This window comes from Photobacterium iliopiscarium (assembly GCF_003026395.1).
Lineage (GTDB): Bacteria > Pseudomonadota > Gammaproteobacteria > Enterobacterales > Vibrionaceae > Photobacterium > Photobacterium iliopiscarium.
Map to the genome: position 1 here is coordinate 1 of NZ_PYOO01000007.1, position 19,703 is coordinate 19,703.

The 19,703-nt window shown below is 37.2% G+C and carries 14 protein-coding genes, 2 pseudogenes and 1 riboswitch; of the genes and pseudogenes, 7 read left to right on the plus strand and 9 right to left on the minus strand.

Going from position 1 to position 19,703, the window contains the following annotated elements; translation table 11 throughout:
* Positions 1-469: pseudogene (locus C9J51_RS11620) on the minus strand (alpha-amylase family glycosyl hydrolase); the annotation flags it as partial.
* A 310-nt stretch (positions 470-779) separates the two neighbouring features.
* Here C9J51_RS11620 and gss point away from each other — a divergent pair.
* Positions 780-2,660 carry a bifunctional glutathionylspermidine amidase/synthase gene (gene gss / locus C9J51_RS11625; RefSeq protein ID WP_107275118.1) on the plus strand — a complete coding sequence of 627 codons (1,881 nt, stop codon included), beginning with the start codon at positions 780-782 and terminating at the stop codon, positions 2,658-2,660.
* Between the two features lie 99 nt (positions 2,661-2,759).
* On the opposite strand, the gene C9J51_RS11630 is transcribed toward gss, so the two are convergent.
* Positions 2,760-4,895 carry a TonB-dependent hemoglobin/transferrin/lactoferrin family receptor gene (locus C9J51_RS11630; protein ID WP_045036976.1) on the minus strand — a complete coding sequence of 712 codons (2,136 nt, stop codon included), beginning with the start codon at positions 4,893-4,895 and terminating at the stop codon, positions 2,760-2,762.
* A gap of 323 nt (positions 4,896-5,218) precedes the next feature.
* Between C9J51_RS11630 and rplY the strand changes: the two genes are divergently transcribed.
* On the plus strand, positions 5,219-5,497 hold the full coding sequence (gene rplY, locus C9J51_RS11635) for a 50S ribosomal protein L25 (protein ID WP_045040311.1): 279 nt from the start codon (positions 5,219-5,221) through the stop codon (positions 5,495-5,497).
* A gap of 49 nt (positions 5,498-5,546) precedes the next feature.
* Here the strand turns inward: rplY and C9J51_RS11640 are convergent, their stop codons facing one another.
* The gene (locus tag C9J51_RS11640; RefSeq protein ID WP_045036977.1) at positions 5,547-5,822 is read right to left on the minus strand and encodes a DUF1289 domain-containing protein; all 276 of its coding nucleotides are present in this window, start codon (positions 5,820-5,822) and stop codon (positions 5,547-5,549) included.
* A gap of 266 nt (positions 5,823-6,088) precedes the next feature.
* Between C9J51_RS11640 and C9J51_RS11645 the strand changes: the two genes are divergently transcribed.
* Positions 6,089-6,406, plus strand: a complete 318-nt coding sequence (locus tag C9J51_RS11645) for a hypothetical protein (protein WP_045036978.1) — start codon at positions 6,089-6,091, stop codon at positions 6,404-6,406.
* 61 nt (positions 6,407-6,467) lie between these two features.
* On the opposite strand, the gene C9J51_RS11650 is transcribed toward C9J51_RS11645, so the two are convergent.
* The 3 genes from C9J51_RS11650 to C9J51_RS11660 form a co-directional block, all read right to left on the minus strand.
* Positions 6,468-8,357: an acyltransferase family protein gene (locus tag C9J51_RS11650; protein WP_107275120.1), complete on the minus strand. Its 1,890-nt coding sequence runs from the start codon at positions 8,355-8,357 to the stop codon at positions 6,468-6,470.
* Between the two features lie 141 nt (positions 8,358-8,498).
* Complete coding sequence (locus C9J51_RS11655) at positions 8,499-10,883, minus strand: DNA polymerase II (protein WP_107275122.1); 2,385 nt, start codon at positions 10,881-10,883, stop codon at positions 8,499-8,501.
* A gap of 38 nt (positions 10,884-10,921) precedes the next feature.
* The gene (locus tag C9J51_RS11660; RefSeq protein ID WP_045036980.1) at positions 10,922-11,692 is read right to left on the minus strand and encodes a hypothetical protein; all 771 of its coding nucleotides are present in this window, start codon (positions 11,690-11,692) and stop codon (positions 10,922-10,924) included.
* A 214-nt stretch (positions 11,693-11,906) separates the two neighbouring features.
* Here C9J51_RS11660 and C9J51_RS11665 point away from each other — a divergent pair, with 214 nt between their 5' ends.
* Positions 11,907-12,233 (plus strand): HI1450 family dsDNA-mimic protein, encoded by a 327-nt coding sequence (locus C9J51_RS11665; RefSeq protein WP_045036981.1) that lies wholly within the window; start codon positions 11,907-11,909, stop codon positions 12,231-12,233.
* Between the two features lie 146 nt (positions 12,234-12,379).
* Here the strand turns inward: C9J51_RS11665 and emrD are convergent, their stop codons facing one another.
* The 3 genes and pseudogenes from emrD to C9J51_RS11680 all read right to left on the minus strand — a co-directional run bounded on the left by emrD (position 12,380) and on the right by C9J51_RS11680 (position 16,050).
* Positions 12,380-13,561 carry a multidrug efflux MFS transporter EmrD gene (gene emrD, locus C9J51_RS11670; protein WP_211306502.1) on the minus strand — a complete coding sequence of 394 codons (1,182 nt, stop codon included), beginning with the start codon at positions 13,559-13,561 and terminating at the stop codon, positions 12,380-12,382.
* Positions 13,562-13,929: 368 nt separating this feature from the next.
* Positions 13,930-14,541, minus strand: a complete 612-nt coding sequence (locus C9J51_RS11675; RefSeq protein ID WP_407675585.1) for a GTP cyclohydrolase II — start codon at positions 14,539-14,541, stop codon at positions 13,930-13,932.
* 231 nt (positions 14,542-14,772) lie between these two features.
* A pseudogene (locus tag C9J51_RS11680) lies at positions 14,773-16,050 on the minus strand (alpha/beta fold hydrolase).
* Positions 16,051-16,380: 330 nt separating this feature from the next.
* Positions 16,381-16,455, plus strand: a riboswitch (Fluoride riboswitch).
* 214 nt (positions 16,456-16,669) lie between these two features.
* Here C9J51_RS11680 and C9J51_RS11685 point away from each other — a divergent pair.
* The 3 genes from C9J51_RS11685 (at position 16,670) to C9J51_RS11695 (ending at position 19,626) form a co-directional block, all read left to right on the plus strand.
* Entirely contained in the window at positions 16,670-17,362 is a 693-nt protein-coding gene (locus C9J51_RS11685; protein WP_045036985.1) for an iron-sulfur cluster assembly scaffold protein, read from the plus strand.
* Positions 17,363-17,464: 102 nt separating this feature from the next.
* The gene (locus C9J51_RS11690) at positions 17,465-18,469 is read left to right on the plus strand and encodes a GGGtGRT protein (protein WP_045036986.1); all 1,005 of its coding nucleotides are present in this window, start codon (positions 17,465-17,467) and stop codon (positions 18,467-18,469) included.
* A gap of 248 nt (positions 18,470-18,717) precedes the next feature.
* The gene (locus tag C9J51_RS11695; protein WP_045036987.1) at positions 18,718-19,626 is read left to right on the plus strand and encodes a manganese-dependent inorganic pyrophosphatase; all 909 of its coding nucleotides are present in this window, start codon (positions 18,718-18,720) and stop codon (positions 19,624-19,626) included.
* Positions 19,627-19,703: the final 77 nt, after the last annotated feature.

The window sequence follows — 19,703 nt, forward strand, 5'->3', positions numbered from 1 at the left end:
ATTGATCTTCTTTATTGGCTTTACGGGCTATTTCTTCATTAAGACAACGCATAAACCAGCTAATACTGCCTAATCGTTGCTGCCATTCAGCCACTAAGTCTGATAATGCTTGTTGTTTATCCGAGCTAATTTGCCCCTCTTTTAAAAAATCGACCGCGATAGGATGACCACTAAATAACTGTAACCAACGTGATATTACTTCTTCTGGGGTTAATTTTTGTTGCTGCTCAATATCTATTTTTAGCACTAAATGATAATGGTTACTCATAACAGCATAAGCACACACGTCAATACAAAACACAGCGGCTAATTGTTTGATTTTATTTACTATCCAACCGCGACGATGTTGATAGTTTTTGCCATTATACGGATCATCCCCACACAGGTACGCACGGCGTACACAGCGATTAATCACATGATAAAAAGGGGTAATTTGAGGCTCTATCAATTTTCGTCTTGAGATTGTCATTCGTTTCACCATAAGCAACTTGAAGCTTAACTATAGTAGCTCATAGTTGATGTGCAATGTTATGGCTGTCCATTGTTTTCTATGCAAGGTTATGGCTGTCCATTGTTTTTTTGCGTTGCGTAAAACGCCCATATCATTGAAATATATTCACAAGCCTATGTTCTGTATTGAAAACGCTCCATAAAAGTTTTAGCTTATAGAAAAGCCTTTATTTTCAACACTCCCCTGATGCGTATGCATTCAATAACGCTCACTATTCTGAGCCACATCATCGGTCGAAAAAGGTTAAACCATCAATTAGGCCAAAAACATGAATATAGATAATCCCAATAATGCTCCTTTCGGTACTTTACTTGGTTATGCCGCAGGGGGTATCGCTATTTATTCTTCTGATTACAGCACCATCGATGAAGATGAATATGCTGATGACTCTGCAATGAGAAGTTATATTCATGGTGAATACATGGGGTATAAATGGCAATGTGTTGAATTTGCGCGTCGTTTTTTATACATCAACTATGGATTAGTCTTTACTGATGTAGGAATGGCGTATGAAATTTTCTCGTTACGGTTCTTACGCCAAGTGGTTAACGATAAAATTTTACCTTTATATGCTTTTGAAAATGGTTCACGCCAAAAACCTGTTGTCGGATCATTATTAATTTGGCAAAAAGGGGGGGAATTTCAAGACACAGGCCACGTTGCAATTATTACTCATATTGAAGATGATAAAGTAATGATTGCCGAACAAAATGTGACTTTTGCCCCCTTACCATTAGGTCAACAATGGACACGTGAACTCACATTACATGTTGAAGATGGTGGTTACACCATTGAAGATACCTTTGATGATACCGAAATTTTAGGTTGGATGGCTTACAATGCAGATGCAACTTATAGCCTACCCCAACCCTCTCCTGCCCCTGAATTACTTAATATTCAAGCAGCTTGGCGATTAAATAGCAGTCAGTTTGAAACCAATTGGTTAGATAGTAATGATGAGCTAGAACAAACGTACTCACGCGTTAATGCCGACAAGTTACTCAATGATGATATCTACCGCTATTTCACTATTTCAGAAAGTGCAGAACAAGAGCTAGCTAAAGCAACCAATGAATTGCATCTGATGTACTTACATGCAACAGATAAAGTACTGCAAGATGATAATTTATTAGCACTGTTTGATATTCCAGAAATCCTATGGCCACGGTTGCGTTTATCATGGCAAAAACACCGCCATAGCATGCTAACAGGTCGTTTAGATTTCTGTATGGATGAAAAAGGCTTAAAGGTTTATGAATACAATGCTGACTCAGCTTCTTGCCATACTGAAGCCTGTTTAATCATTCAAAAGTGGGCAGAACAAGGTGGTGATATTACCGAAAATAGCCCAGCAGAAGATTTACTGAATGAACTTGCCAGTGTATGGAAATACAGCCAGAAATATTCTTTCGTTCATATCATGCAAGACGATGATGATGAAGAAGATTATCACGCTTTATTCATGCAAAAAGCCCTTACTTTAGCAGGCATTGAAAGCAAAATACTTAAAGGATTAGACGGTATTCATTGGAATCCAGCCGGCCAATTAATTGATGATAATGAACGTTTAATTGAATGCGTTTGGAAAACATGGGCATGGGAAACAGCCATAGATCAAGTGCGTGAAGTTAGCTCTACCGAATATGCGGCAGTGCCGATTCATACTGGCTATCCAGATACAAAAGTACGTTTAATTGACGTGTTATTGCGCCCTGAAATCAAAGTATTTGAGCCACTATGGACGGTGATCCCAAGCAATAAAGCGATTCTGCCTGTATTGTGGTCATTATTCCCTCATCATCATTACTTATTGGATACCGATTTTAGTATCACTGATGAACTCAGCCAAACAGGTTATGCGATTAAACCAATTGCAGGACGTTGTGGCAGTAATATCGATTTAGTCAGCCATAATGAATCTGTGTTAGATAAAACCGATGGTCAATTTAACGACCAGAAGGACATTTATCAGCAATTATGGTGTTTACCAAAAGTCGCTAATAAATATATTCAAGTCTGTACTTTTACTGTTGATGGTAATTACGGTGGTGTTTGTTTGCGTTCTGATAATTCATTGGTCATCAAAAAAGACAGTGATATTGAACCATTAATTGTTCTAGAAGATAATGCGTTTCTAAAAAATCTATAACGCTTTAATTATTTAAATCAAAAAAGCCGTGTTAATGATCTTTATATTAAAAAGATCCTAACACGGCTTTATTTTTACTGTTTTTTAGCCGATAAAAGTTTAGAAATCGTAGTTAAGATTGATACCAAAGTTACGTCCAGGTTGACTACGACGATCAATTCCATCTGTCGTTTGGTTCGTACCAGCCAAATCTTGATACTGCCAATATTCTTTATCTAATGCATTAAACAGTCCCGCACGCACTGTCATGTTTTTTACTGGGTGGTAATACGTCGTTAAATCAACCACGGTGTAGCCAGCAACATTCAGATTACTTTTATCTTGCCAATTATCTTTCGCTGCAACCATCTTAACATCTAAGGCCGTTCCCCACGCTTCATTAGGGGCATCATAACCGACACCAACCACTGAGGTTAACGGTGCGATCGTATCAAGTGTTTTACCTGTTTGTTTATCTTCACCATCAATGTATGCAACAGATACTTTTGCGTAAGTCCCCATTGGCGCATTAATAATTTCATCTAACCACACGTTCACCGATAGTTCTGCACCGTAAATACGGGCTTTATCTATATTTTCATTGGTCGTAATATCGATATTATTAGAGTTTGTTGTCACTTTCTGAATAAAATTAGAATAATCATTATAGTAAACAGATGCCGTTACATTACCGATACGATTTTCTGCACGTAATCCTAACTCATAAGAATTACTTTCTTCAGGTTTAAGATTAGGGTTTGATTTAATAATGTACCCATGCGCAATATTATTTTTATCGTAATACATTTCATACAGTGTCGGCGCTCTGAACCCTTGACTGTATTGAGCATAAGTACTGAAATTATCGTTCCAATGGTATACCGCACCTAAACGGGCAGTAAACGCTTCACTTTTATGATCTTCCAAACCAGAATTTGAATCAGGCTTAGCTTCAAATTCATCATAACGTGCGCCAGCTGTTACCACGGCTTTATCATTAAGCATGAAGATCTGATCTTGAATAAACACGCCACGTTTTTCAGATTTCGCCTTAGGCACTTCCGTCGGCCCAGGCTTAGAAGTGCCATTATCTACATTATAATCAATGTAATTTAAATCAAACTCATCATTGACGATCGTCGCACCGTAAGTCAGTTTGTGGCGTGATTGCGTCAACTCAATGGCTTTAGCAAACTGAATATCAAATTGCTTACTGGTATCTTCCCCTTCACGATAACGGTTACGATTACCAAACATATCGGTATGATCATAATTATCATGTTGGCTATGTTGTTGTTGCCAATTGACTTGCCATTTTAATGAGTCAAACACGGCATTATTCGCTAGCCATTCATGCTCAAAACCAAATCGTTTACGATTATCCTCATCGACACCGCGTGTTTTAGTATAAGTAAACCCAGGCATAACGCTATAACCATCACGAGACAAAATATCGCCATTAGCACTACGCGTATAATACTCACCCGTAAACCCAATACGGTTAGCGTTGTTTATCTGATAGAACGCTTTGGCTAACACGTTGTGCGATTCAATATTCAACGGATCAGCTGACTTACGCGTTACCCCTTTGCTGTTATCATGAGTATCATAAGCATCGGTCTCATGGCCATTACGATAGGTGTAGATGATCATTGTCTCTAAATCACCTATTTGCTTAGCCGCTTCAACACCTAGCTTATATTGATCATCAGCACTTGCGTAACCACTCTTTAAACCAACATGTGATGATTCACCGTTTAATAAGTCTTCAGGATTTTTAGTGCGCATGATCACAGTGCCACCCAAAGCATCACTACCATATAAGGTTGATGTAGGTCCTTTATTCACTTCAATTGCTTTGAGCGTATCAATCTCATAGTTATTGCTATTCTTACGCATTGCATCAGCGCCAGGATTATAAGATGCTGGCTGTTCAACCCCATCAACTAACACTTTAACGCGACTACCTTTCATGCCTCGAATGGTAATATCTTCCATACCAAATCGACCATTACCATTAACCGACACTCCGGGTTCATATTTCAATGCTTGCTTTACATCTGTGGCTAAATTTTTATTCATTTGCTCAGAGGTAACTTTAGCCACAGAGGCAGGTATATTTTTTATCGACTCTTCTGTTCGAGTTCCTGAAACAACAATTTCATCAAATTGAGAAACGCTATCTTGCGCAAAAAGTGATGGTGAAGAAAATGCCATAATGAGAGAGCTAGCGATAAGTGTCAGTTGTTTGTTCATAATTCCCTGCTTTAACAATAATCCAACAATATAGTTCGCCGATGATTATACATATACGAATGAGAATTACTATCATTATCGTGTGTATTTACGTGCTTGCGATCTCATTATTATTTTTTATAAATAAGCCGTTGTTTAAGGAGATAAAAAACACGTTAAACGCTGGTATAATAATCAATAATTACCTTAACCAATAAAAAAAAGTCCATTACGTTTAATGTGCTTGCATGTACTTGTTTTGATTGTTAGTATGCGCGCTCGTTTTACGATGCTAAGTAAGGTCGCATTACTTAGTAAATTTATTAAATCAAAGAGTATTGATTATGAAATTTAATGCAATTGTACGTACAGACCTTGGTAAAGGTGCGAGCCGCCGCCTTCGTCTTACTGAGCACTTCCCAGCAATCGTTTACGGTGGCGAAGCTGCACCAGTAGCTATCGCTCTTAAGCACAGTGATGTTATCAACCAAATGGATAAGCCTGAGTTCTACGAAGGTTTTGTTCTTGTAATCGATGGCCAGGAAGTTAAGGTTAAGCCTCAAGACATCCAACGTCACGTGTACAAGCCAAAGGTTGAGCACATGGACTTTAAACGCATCTAATTGCGGGTTCATAAAACTCTTCAAAAAAGCACTCTTCGGAGTGCTTTTTTTATGACTGCGATTTATGAATATCGTCAAAAATGAATTGTTGCTGTGGTGACGGAGCGCTACTCTCTTGATCAGCGGTATACCGCTGACGACGCATAATACGTAAATAGCGCTGTCGACATAACTTTATGACATTAATTTTTTGATCTGCCGTCATCTGCTGCCAATGAAAACGTTCGTCCCGACTTCGATAACATCCTTTACAATAACCTCGATTATTGACCTGACAACAGCCAATACAAGGGCTTGGCACATCAAAAAAATCAAGTTGCTCCATGTTACTTCACTCTTAATGATTTTAGTTTCCTTCTTTGATCATAAACCATTCTCGCCTACCCGTACTTAAATCCTACATAGAGTCAAACAATACAATTAATGTGACAATATTGTATTTAATGTCATTATTAATTGTTATATTTGTGTGTTGATTTTTAGTCACTAATTCTGCTAAGGTTATTAGCATTGTCACGGATAGATAATAATCTATCACTTAAAAATGCTTATTCATTGATTAGAAAATAAAGACATTAACTGGAGGGAACCATGGATTTTTTCGTACCATTGGCTAAAAATGTTGATCAAGCACAATCTGTTTATTCATCAATTGCAGAACATGTATCAGCACCAAAACCAACGAATGATAAACGTATTCAAAAATTAGTCTGGACTCACGAAGGCGTTGAATGTATTGGTGAAATAGGAAAATTACCTCCTGAGGTTTTCCGTGCTAATGACGAAATTTTAGCGATTTTTGAATGTGATCATGTTTATAAGATTTGTACTCAAAATCGTGGTGTTATTAATTTTGATCCTATCTTAGCAAGCAGTGATAATGTAAAACATGTCACTTACTTTGACTAACCGTTTTTGGTCAAAATAAAGCGCGCTAAATATCATTAGCGCGCTCTAAATCATGTTGTAATTACATCGGCTTTACTATTGTATTGGGAAATACATGCATTTTATTTAACTGCATCCCTATATATTTAGTTCCTGCACGAGTTGTATGACGTCGATCAGAATAGAAAATATTATTATCACTATCAATAACATCACACTTATCGTTATGACACATAATCTTAGTCATATTAATAAAATGATAATTATATTTTGCTAAAACCGATTTTGATTCAAATAATTTATTTTGGAATACCCTGTTCTCTTTATTATTACTTGCGATATTTTTCGCAGCATAAGAACCAATATCTATTTTTTTACGATAAGCATTATAAACAAGTGTTGATACCTGAGTATCAAAAGACTTTCCACCAACTACATATATTTCTGCATTAGGATTTTTCTTTCTAATATTTTCAATTGATTTAAATATCCAATCCATATTTACATTTTGCCAATACATAGCAAGAATAATCACATTTGCATCTTTTAACGCATTACCATCATCAACATGCTTTATGAATTTTTTACATTTATTCTGCCACATTGTACTGTTTTTGATTGTTGGCGACTGTAAATATGCGCTTTCTTGTTCATTTGGTGTTAAATAGAAGAATCCACAATCTGCTTCTACCACACGAGTAACTATTTCAACATTTTTAGTTAACTTCGCATCATAAAAAGCATTTAAGAAGTCACCCGCTTGCGAATCACCAATCACTAACACTTTATTTTTAATATGCGTAATAAAGTCTATTTTCTTATTCAGTTTTCGAATCCTACTCCACGTATAAGCACCATTATGATCAGTTTTCGTATTAGTCACAACAGCTTTAAATATTGATTTAGGGATATTATAAAAGATATTTACATGTGATAAAACAATATATGATAGAAGCAACACAAACAAATAAGGAATAAAAATAGCTTTTAATTCAAACCGTTTCTTTTCAATCAAGGTATAACTTAAAAAGCCCAATAAAACAGAACTTGGAATACCAATTACAGCCCAATATTGAATATCTAAATAACGACCAAGAACAACAATAGGCCAATGCCATAAGTAAATAGAATAAGACCATAAGCCAATTTTTTGTATATATTTATTACTCGTAATTATACTATCTTGATTTGCAGCTAATATAACTAATGCAGCGCCAAAAACAGGTATAAAGGCTAAATATCCCGGCCACATGTCTGTTTTTGAAATAAAGAAATAACTGACAATGATAAAAAATAGCCCGCTATATTCAACATATTTCTTTTTAGATGCCTGTATATTAATAGGATATATAAAGACTAACCCACCCATCATCATTTCCCAAGCTCTCGTCGGAAATAGATAATATGCAGGTGAAGGCCAATAATATGATGCATAAATACTAAATATAAAACCAAGCATGGTCATAATAACTAATATTTTTTTAATCACATTTAGCGAGAAGATTTTTTTTAGTAGAACTAATAAAATAGGATATAGTAAATAAAATTGCCATTCTACTGATAACGACCAAGTATGTAATAACCACTTAGTTTGAGATGATGTATCAAAATAACCAGATTCTTTCCAATATGTTATATTTGACATGAAATTAAGGCTACCCATAACATGTCGACCAAGTTGTTCAAACTTTAATGGTATTAATATAAAATAACACAGTAATAAGACCGTTACACTCATAACGAGTAATGCAGGTACAATCCTAATAGCTCTAGCTTTATAAAAAGAAAGAATTGAGAAGTTATTATTATTTATTCCTCTAATGATAATACTTGTCATTAGAAAGCCAGATATTGCAAAAAAAACATCTACTCCAGCAAAGCCACCAGAGAGTAATGGAGTATTAAAATGAAAAAGAACAACTGCTATAACAGCAATTGCTCTTAAACCATTTATATCATGTCTAAATTTCATAGTTATCACCAATTAAAAATCAAGGTGATTATATATGAACGTAATACCATATAGTTTAAAAAAAAATAAATTATTATAAATAAACAATCAAAAATAGATTTAATGAATATATATCGCTCGATACATAATTATTATTATTTATTAAAATAAACCTAGCTGTGACGCGGTTATATTATCAAACGATTTTCCTATGAAAATAAGAATGCCGTCAGCTACAGGTTTTAATTGCTTTTCTAAATAATGATTATAATCAATAGCGTTTTGACGATATTCAACGGGTTCTGCGCCTGAGGTTGTAAACACATATTCTATTGCCCCTTTTTGTTGATATTGCAAAGGACGTCCTAGTTTAGCATTCATTTCATCTGCCAACCTTGCCGCACGCACTTGAGGCGGAATATTTTTCTGATAATCCTCTAAATTACGGCGTAAACGCTTACGATAAACTAATTGATCGTCAAACTCCCCCGCTAAAGTTCGATTGGTATAATCACGTATGTAATCATCAACAGCCTGATCATGAAAGACCATTGAATATAATGTTTGCTGAAAATGTTGCGCTAATGGTGTCCAGTCTGTGCGTACGGTTTCTAAACCTTTAAATACCATTTGTTCATTATCACCACGCCAGACTAATCCTGCATAACGTTTTTTACTGCCGGTTTCTTGACCACGAATAGTTGGCATTAAAAATTTATGATAATGCGTTTCATATTCAATTTCTAATGCTGACACTAAACCATAGTGTTGTTGTAAGTGTTGTTGCCACCATTGGTTGATATGCTCAACCAGTGCATTACCAATATGATTGGCATCTTGCTGAGAGTGCGCACTTTTAAGTGATACAAAAGTTGAATCTGTATCACCATAAATGACTTCATAACCTTTTGCTTCAATCAGATCTCGGGTTAATTTCATAATTTCATGACCGCGCATAGTAATTGACGATGCTAAACGGTGATCAAAAAAACGACACCCTGATGAACCTAAAACACCATAGAACGAATTCATAATGATCTTAATCGCTTGCGAAAAGGCTTTATCTCCCTCACGTTTAGCCCGATCACGTGCAGCCCATAATGATTCAATCATTTCAGGTAAAAAGTGACGCGTTCGATGAAACTGACCACCACGAAAACCAGCAATAGCTTGGTGTTCAGCTTTTCCCTCTTCTAACAATAAACCTTCCACCAGCCCCATTGGATCAATCCTAAATGATCGAATAATAGAGGGATACAGTGACTTAAAATCGAGAACTAACACTGAATCGTATAATCCAGGTTTAGAGTCCATCACATAACCACCAGGGCTGGCGATCCAATTTTCACTTTCAAGGTTAGGGGCTATATAACCTGCGCGGTGTAATTGCGGCATATAAAGATTGGTAAATGCCGCAACTGAACCACCAATACGATCAAGCTCCACCCCCGTAAGACGACTTCGCTCTATCGCAAACTCTAACAAATGTGTTTGTTTAAAGATGCGTGTCACTAACTTACAGTCTTGTAGGTTATATGTTGCCAGAGATAATTTATCGTGCTTAAACATATGGTTAATTTCCGCCATACGATCATGCACATTATGAATCGCTTTACCTTCACCTAATAATTCTTGCGAAACGGCTTCTAACGACCACGAGCGAAAATTATAAGAAGCCGTTTTTAAGGTATCAATGCCATCCATGATCACTCGACCAGGAATACTGATAAAACCTTGATTGGCATTTTGGGTAGAATGTCGATAATGCGGGGTTTGTTTACCTCGACCGATACGAAGACTAATTTTGTTCCACTCTGCGCGATGCAACAATAATCGAAAATCAAAATCAATCACGTTCCACCCAATAATAATGTCCGGATCATGCTCAATAAACCATGCTTCTAACGCCAACAATAATGCTTTTTCGTCAGCCACCCATTTAATATTAAGTTCAGCATTGGCATGATAATCAAAGGGGCGCTCTCCAACCATAATGACGCGACTGTCCATCTGGCTATGAAAACCAATCGAGTATAAAACCCCTTTTTCTGAACACTCAATATCTAGAGAGACCAAGGTCAGATTTGGAATATAATCAGCGGCTTTGGCTTTGGTAAACAATACATCTTGATAACCATTACGCTGGTTTACATCCCCAGAAAAAACTAGCCCGCCACGAATAAAACGTTCCATCAAAAAGCGATCAGCTAATCGAATATCCGCTTCAAATGCTTGAATACCTTCAGCCTGTAAACTTTTACTAATGGCGTAATTATCACGAATAGTATCGCTATAGCAACCAACGATATTCTGATGCTGAAATGTTTTGAGCGTTAACGGTTTCCACTGTACTTGAATATTAATCGCGCGAATAATATCCATGGCTTGTTGCTGCTGATCTGCACAAATAAAGAACACAGGTTTATCGCCAACAATCGATAATCGACAAGGACCCGTGGCGGTTTTTACCCACAGAACAATTTCCGTTTGTCCTTTTATATCTCGACTTTGACGAGTTAATACAAACCCGGTTGAATTTGACTGCAAAGAAACCTCAATCTGATCTTAATAGGATAAAATAAGTGTTAGCCGATTTTTCGTTCAATATTATTAAACTCATTCACGATCCATGAGCCAAATTGCGACAACATAAAAAGAGACGCTTTCTTGGGTACTTGTGGGCCATTAATTAATACAAATAATCGTTCAATTTCTGTCGCTTTATCTGGATAACGCGTCAGGAAAAAATTCGCGCATTGTTGATCAGTATATGCCCAATCATCAACATAGATAGCCACCAACATAAAGCAACTTCTTAGCATTTTCTTACCCGCGCACCGACAATAATATTGATATTCGCTAATACTTTTAGTGCGCCTAATCTGTTGTTCTATTGTTACTAAAGCTGCTGCAATATCGTGGTTAAAGGCTTTAGCTATTTCCCAACAAGGTTCAAAATCACCAAATTGTTCACTGAGGTTAGTACCATATAAACACACACTACAATGTTTTAACCAAAAGCCCCATTTGAAGATAGCAGTAATAGACAGCACCTCATCAAGCAATACCCATGTAATATCAATTGTTGAAATCACAGGATAATCACGGCGTAACGTCTGTGACACACTGGCTATTCGATGTTGCTCTTCCATCGTCAACGGAGCCGTGAGCACCACCGTCAAATTCAAATCAGAAATACCGCTCGTTGCCTGCCGATAAGCAATACTGCCATTAAGATAAATACTGTGTAATGCCGTCACGTGAGATTGTAAATCGGTAACGGTAGCCATCAACAATGGCATAAAATCTAATTGAAAAGCGGTTTGATCATTCAAGCGAGGTAAAAACTTAGCCACAAAACATACTCATTACATCAACCAACACATATTAATGACGTTTTATTATCGATCTGGGTCATTAACTTACCGAATAAATACTAATTCCCCCTAACTATGTCGAGATTCAACAGAACAATCATCCACATAACTAACGATTATCGCTAAATATCGCATATTCCAAGGGTTTCGGTATAATAACACTACTAAACACAGATAGAGATCAATCAGTATCATGGAAACAGAAAACCTTATTTCATACGATGATGTTATTGACGTTGCATACGATATTTTTCTAGAAATGGCAGCAGATAACTTAGAGCCTGCTGACGTATTGCTTTTTACCCTACAATTTGATGAGCGTGGCGCAGCAGAAGTTGTTGAAACCCGTGATGATTGGGAAGAGCATTTAGCGTGTGAAATCGATAAAGATCTTTACGCAGAAGTCTGTGTAGGTCTAGTTAACGAAGAAAATGACGAACTTGATGACGTTTTCGCTCGTTTATTGATCAGTCGCGATCCTGAAAACAAAGGCTGTCATATTTTATGGAAGCGTGACTAAGTCAATACGCTCCCCATAAAAAAGGCGCGAAATATACTTTCAACTAGAATTCACTCGTTAGAAAGTCGTATTCCGCGCCTTTTATTTTACTCATCGCTATTATTAATTCGCGATTCGCTAACCAATATTCTTACAACCAAATATTATTAACGTGCAAGAATTGTCGTATCTTGTTTACTGTAACGGATCCACCATAAACTCATGATAACGATAATCGCCATTACGCTCATAACCGCACCTAAGCTAAATTGGCTTTGCGCACTCATAAATGATGCCGCTAATGTTGCCGCTCCTGCGCCCACATTTTGTAAACCACCCAGTACAGCCCCTGCTGTTCCTGCATGATTAGGAAATGGTTGTACGGCTGCTGTTGTTGCAACAGGACATAGCATACCGGTTCCTACAAAATACAAAAATGCACCGCCAATCAAACTTTTAATGGTAACTAAACCCGCAAAACCTGGAATAATAATCGTCACCGCACCCAGCACAAGTGCAATCATGCCAACAACTAATACGCGATCAATACCTAAACGTCGAACTAACCGTCCTGATAACCAAGCGCCACCTAAATAACCGGGTAAAGGTAAAATAAATAACCAACTCACAGTGATCGGATCTAATTTCAACACACTACCCAGTAAAACACCGGCTGATGCTTCAAATACAGCAATACCCGCAAAGGTAGCAATAAGACAAATCACATAACCTTGGAAACGACGATTACTTAATACATAACGATAACTTACCAATACTCGTTCAGCATGACGTTTTTCTGGTGGCAATGTTTCACTAAAGTATTTCATCATAGCGATAGTGACAACAGCACCAAATACTAATAGAAACGCATACACCGATTCCCAACCAAAATGCTTAGAAAGATAACCGCCTAAAACAGGTGCAATTAATGGCGATAAAATAACCCCCATACTAATTAGACTATTAGCTTGGTGTAAATCATCTCCATCATAACTATCTCGAGGTACTGTACGACACATCGCGCCACTACAACCCGTACCACAACCTTGAATAAAGGTCGCAAACAAGAACCAATGGAAATTGGATGATAATAATGTACCGAAAGTACCAATAAGGAAAATCACCATTCCAGAGATAATCACCGGACGACGACCAATACGATCAGATAATGGACCATAAATAAACTGTGATAATCCATACGGAATAAGATATACAGCCATTACCGCTTGTAAATATGCTGACTTAATAGTAAAAAATGTTGCCATTTCAGGAATAGCTGGCACATACATTGTTTGTGTCATTTGTCCTACAGCAACTAAAATAATGAGTAATAATAACAACTTACTCATATTACTAGCCGAAGATTGCTTAATCACAACCATCACCCTCAAAAAAATTAATATTGTTAGTTAATTATTAATAATCAACATATCAAATAAGAAGAAAAATATAGAATCGAGTATCTCTGCTATTGAAGACGAAGCATGTTCGTTTAAATAGTATCTATGCCTGTAAAATCAGCGCAAATAGTAGTCTTCTGATTAATAACTAACAAGTGAATCTTGTTGATAACGCACGATAGTTTATTATGAAATACATTAGAAAAACTAATAGCTAGTAAATTTGGGTATTTAGGCTTATTTTTTAGTCAAAGAAAAGCCTCATAATACTTTCAACTAAAGAAAAAATATTATGAGGCTATTTTGTTTTATAAATGCTAGTCAAATTTTAAGCGATGTTTACCGTGTGAGGCTTTCACTTTCAAATAATTTTCATTGCCATCTTTGACGTGTGCTTTTGTACCAACCACTTCAATGATATTGATACCATGCTCTTCTAGATCACAAATCTTTTTCGGATTGTTAGTCACTAAGCGTACTTCATTGATGCCTAACGCTCTCAACATTTGTGCAGCTTCAGAGAATTCACGCAAGTCATCATCAAAACCAAGATGATTATTCGCCTCATAGGTATTCATACCTTGAGTCTGTAATTCATAGGCATCAATTTTATTATATAAACCAATGCCACGCCCTTCTTGGCGTAAGTAAAGAATAATACCGCCAACTTTACCCATTTTTTCGATGGTTTCATCAAGTTGCTCGCCACAATCACAACGTGAAGAATGAAACACATCACCGGTTAAGCATTCTGAATGCATACGAACCAATGGGGCTAGCGTTTTATCTGCACCTTGAAAAATAATAGCAACATGTTCTTTGCCTGATTCAAGGCCATTAAACGAAAGCAATTCAGCTGGGAGATTGCTGTTAAGACCTACTTTAAAAGGCACTCTTGCCCTAACATTTACCATATTCTTCCTAAGCATTTCTTCATATCCCTGCCGTAGAGGGACATTTAATTATGATTAAATAATACCGACATTAGGGTACTAACAACAATTATATCCTAAATCAATCAGGATCGTTGATCCCCATCAATTTTGAATGCGATACATTACCACTTAGTACCGCAAATATAAATGTTATATTATAACATTTACTACTGATAATCCGTTTTATCGAAAAAGTAACAAAATAAATACACGTTAAGCCCATATTTAGAGACTATCGGCTAATACTATAAGTTGCTCTAAAATATGTTCACCATCAACACGTAAGCCATTATGTTCATATTGATTTGTTTGCCATGATTTAGCATTCGCTAATAAAGCTAACGTCTCACAACTATAACGATACTCAACATACATATCTTCAACATACACCGCAGCAGCAATAGGTACGGTATTTTTAGCCAATTGGTCGGCACAATACAATAGAGGCCAATCATCTTTAGCTGCTAATAAATGTGCCGCTTCACATAATGGTTGCAGACATGTCATTTGATCAAACATCCACGGATAAACCATTTCTCCCGTAAAGCTTACATCACCACCGCGTTGATATTGGTATTGAGGATATTGTTGGCGTACTCGTTCAGCCGACCATTGAGATGCTTGCTGCTGACAATAAATAGCTTCATGTAAAATCGCGTAAATGGGATTTGTTTGATAACTCTGCTGGTTAAGCATGATATTAAGAAAGTCATAACTCAACGCTTGTTGCCCTTCTATCTCAACAAATGCATTTTCTAGCGCATAATACATCGCTAAATCACCCCCTGTTCCCCCTAACGTTATGCCCCATGTTTGAAATTGCTCAACCGTAAATAGTTGTCCATTAGGTAAATAGACCTTATTGTTTACAATGTACTCAGCAATAGCATTGCACTGTTGTTGTACGCCAGCAAAACGCTTAAAGAATGCTTTGTTCTTATCAGCAACTCTTTTATACGTTGCCTGATACACCTCATCAGCTGTTGCCGTGAGCGATGGTATTCCGCCCGTCATAAAAACACGCGACAAACTGTGCGGATAAAAAGACAAATAATGTAAAGCACAGAAACCACCAAAACTTTGCCCTAGCAATGCCCATTGATCAATACCTAAATGTTGACGTAACTGCTCAGCATCGCGAACAATATTATCCGCTCGAAAATGGGTTAAATATTCAGCTTGTTGTTGCGGTGATTTTGAAGCGAGCGTTTGATGAGTAATGGCACTACTTGCACCAGTACCTCGCTAATCAAGTAAAAGCACGCGATAATGTTTTAATGCCGCTTTTAACCAACCACTGTTTGCTTCAGGTCGTGGTGCTGCAAACCCAGGTCCTCCTTGTAAATAAACCAACCATGGTAAATCTGCATTCATGTTTGATTTATGTACAACTTCTCGAGCAAAAAGAGTCAATACACCGTCGGTTATTTGTTCATAATTAACAGGTACATTAATATTTATATTTCGAAAACAAAGTTCATTACTCTTAATAAAGTCTTGCAATGGTCTTTCCCCTTCCAATAATAAAAACAATTATCATTTAACATTGTCTAAATAATAATACATTTAAATATAATATTATTTCGTGTTTTTACCTATTTAAAATAAAAAACAAAAATCAATATTTATCAATATGTTATGTATTTTTACTTTTCCCACCCCAATACATAAATATTAATAAGAATAATTATCAGTTAATGATTTCATATTTGAAATCTTTTTTCCAAAATTTAAATAACATTATTTATAAAAAAAGGCGTATATTTATTCCATTAACAAAATGGGCAATAAAATCTATTTTGTTGCTATAAATGATAAATTATTATAATAATCTTTATAGCGGGAGATGATGTTCCTCCTTTAACCGCCTTAATGACTTTCTTTAAGGATAATGACGTCTGACAACATTCGGCTTTTAATAGTTGAGGTCCGTGTTATTTTCTATTGAATATCTAACGATAGATGTTCATTTTCAAACACGTCGCGTTGTTTACGTATTCGTCCTCTTCTTATTATCTGCACGATAACGAATTATCAATTCTACACTGCTCACTGTAATAGATTAATACTTACAATATGTATTCTTTTATTACTTATAAAGCGGTGTCTATGAGGCAGAGCAATGCAATACTCAAGTGAAGTTCAAAACATGTGTCCTATCTCTCGTGGTCCACAACACGAGTCAGCACCAATTCCAGTAGAAGGTCGCTGGGTTAGTCCTAAAGATGTTATTGCTATTTCTGGTTTAAGCCACGGTGTTGGTACTTGTGCTCCTCAACAAGGTGCTGCAAAACTAACGCTTAACGTTAAAAACGGCATCATTGAAGAAGCACTAATCGAAACTATCGGTTGTTCTGGTATGACTCACTCTGCTGCTATGGCTTCAGAAATTCTTACTGGTAAAACTATTCTTGAAGCATTAAACACTGACCTTGTTTGTGATGCTATCAACGTTGCAATGCGTGAAATCTTCCTTCAATTTGTTTACGGTCGTACTCAAACTGCATTCTCTTTAGACGGTTTACCAATCGGTGCTGGTCTTGAAGATCTAGGTAAAGGTTTACGTAGCCAAGTAGGTACACACTACGGTACTCTTGCTAAAGGCCCTCGTTACATGGAGATGGCTGAAGGTTACGTAACTAAAATTGCATTAGATGACAACGAAGAAATCATTGGCTACCGTTTTGTAAACGTAGGTAAGATGATGGAATCTATCGGTAAAGGCGTTCCTGCTACAGAAGCAATGGAACAAGCTACGGGTCAATACGGTCGCTTTGATGAAGCAGCTCGTACTATCGATCCTCGTCACGAGTAATCATAGACCTATATCACACAAGTAAATGACGCATTTATTTTAACTTTTCAAGAGTTACAGCGTCACTGAAATTGTTTTTACCGAATTAGAGGAAACTCCATCATGGCTGCATTATTTGAAAGTTTTGATCGTCGTATTGCAAAAATCACTCCAGTACTAGAACAATATGGTTTTGCTTCACTAGAAGAAGCACGTGATTACTGTAACGAACATGGTGTTGATGCATACAACATCGTTAAAGAAACACAACCTATCGCGTTTGAAAACGCATCTTGGGCTTACGTTTTAGGTGCTGCTATTGCACTTAAAGAAGGCGCAAAAACAGCAGCTGAAGCAGCTGAATTCTTAGGTCTTGGTCTACAAACTTTCTGTATTCCTGGTTCTGTTGCAGACCAACGTCAAGTAGGTCTTGGTCACGGTCGTCTAGGTGCTCGTCTACTAAGCAACGAAACACAATGTTTCGCATTCCTTGCAGGTCACGAATCATTTGCAGCAGCTGAAGGCGCAATCAAAATTGCCCTAAACGCTAACAAAGTACGTACTAACCCACTACGCGTTATTCTTAACGGTCTTGGTAAAGATGCTGCTTACCTAATCGCACGTATCAATGGCTTCAACTATGTTGAAACTAAATATGATTACGTAACTGGCGATCTAAACGTTGTTTCTGAGCGTCGTTTCTCTAAAACACAACGTGGTGACATCAACTGTTACGGTTCTGATGATGTACGTGAAGGTGTTGCAATTATGCACCGCGAAAACGTTGATATCTCAATCACTGGTAACTCAACTAACCCAACACGTTTCCAACACCCAGTTGCTGGTACGTACAAAAAAGAACGTCTAGAAGCAGGTCAAGCTTACTTCTCAGTAGCATCAGGCGGCGGTACTGGTCGTACTCTTCACCCTGATAACGTTGCTGCGGGTCCAGCTTCTTACGGTCTTACTGATACTATGGGTCGTATGCACTCTGATGCTCAGTTTGCAGGTTCTTCATCTGTACCAGCTCACGTTGAAATGATGGGTCTTATTGGTATGGGTAATAACCCAATGGTTGGCGCAACTGTTGCTGTTGCCGTTGCTATTGAGCAAGCTCAAAAAGCATAAGCTATAGTTAAAAAAGAATTTATCTTCAAATAACGAACAAGGCGCAAGATTAGACACTTGCGCCTTTATTTTTTGTCTGTAATTGTTATTTCTGCAAAATACTCTACAATCTTCCCCCATTCCAAGTTCTTGATCTCGCTTATCCCTATAAAACAATTAATCTTCAAGGTATAATCAGCAAAGAACCAAGTCAGTCTTATATATGTTACACAGCACCATGCTGTTACAGATAAAGTAAAGGAAATATCATGATCCAAGTTGTAGGGCACAAAAACCCAGATAGTGACAGCATTTGTTCTGCACTAGTTTGTACAGCATTTCTTAAAGCTCGTGGTCTTGAAGCGACAGCAATTCGTCAAGGCGAAATGAACCGCGAAACACTACATATTCTTGAGCTAGCTGGCGTTACAGCTCCTGAGCTACGTACAAGCGTTGCTGGCGAAAAAGTATGGTTAGTTGACTACTCAGATCTTGCTCAAGCACCTGATGACCTAGCTGAAGCTGAAGTTGTTGGTATTGTCGACCACCACCGCCTAGGTGATGTAATGACAATCAATCCAATGGAAGCATGGATCTGGCCTGTAGGTTGTACTTGTACTGTTCTATTTAACCTATTTAAAATCGAAGATCACAAAATCACACGTGAACTAGCGGTTCTAATGATGTCAGCTATTCTGTCTGATACTGTCGGTTTCGCTTCTCCAACGTGTACTCAAAAAGATAAAGACGCAGTACATGAGCTTGCTCAAATTGCTGACGTACAAGATCTAGAAGCATTCATCAAAGCACTATTGATTGCTAAAACTGATATCGAAGGCTTAACAGCTGCACAATTAGTTGAAAAAGACCTTAAAGGTTACCCTTTCAACAACCGTGATGTTGTTGTTGGTCAAATCGAACTTGCGACTCTTGAGCAAGTAGATAGCATGATTGAAGAGCTTCAAGCTGATCTTCAGCGTCGTTGCGACGAAGACGGTTTAGGTATGGCGGCATTGATGCTAACAGATATCACAACAAGTACTACTCGCCTACTTTACACTGGTGATTGGAATCACATTCTTGATACACACGCAACAGACGGTGTATTAATGATGGAAAATACGCTAAGCCGTAAAAAGCAAGGCTGGCCTTGGCTACAAACAGTACTTGCAAAATAATTATTTCAACTAATTATTGATAATAAAAAAGGCTCTTTTTAGAGCCTTTTTTTTGCTTTAATCACTAAAAAATCCCT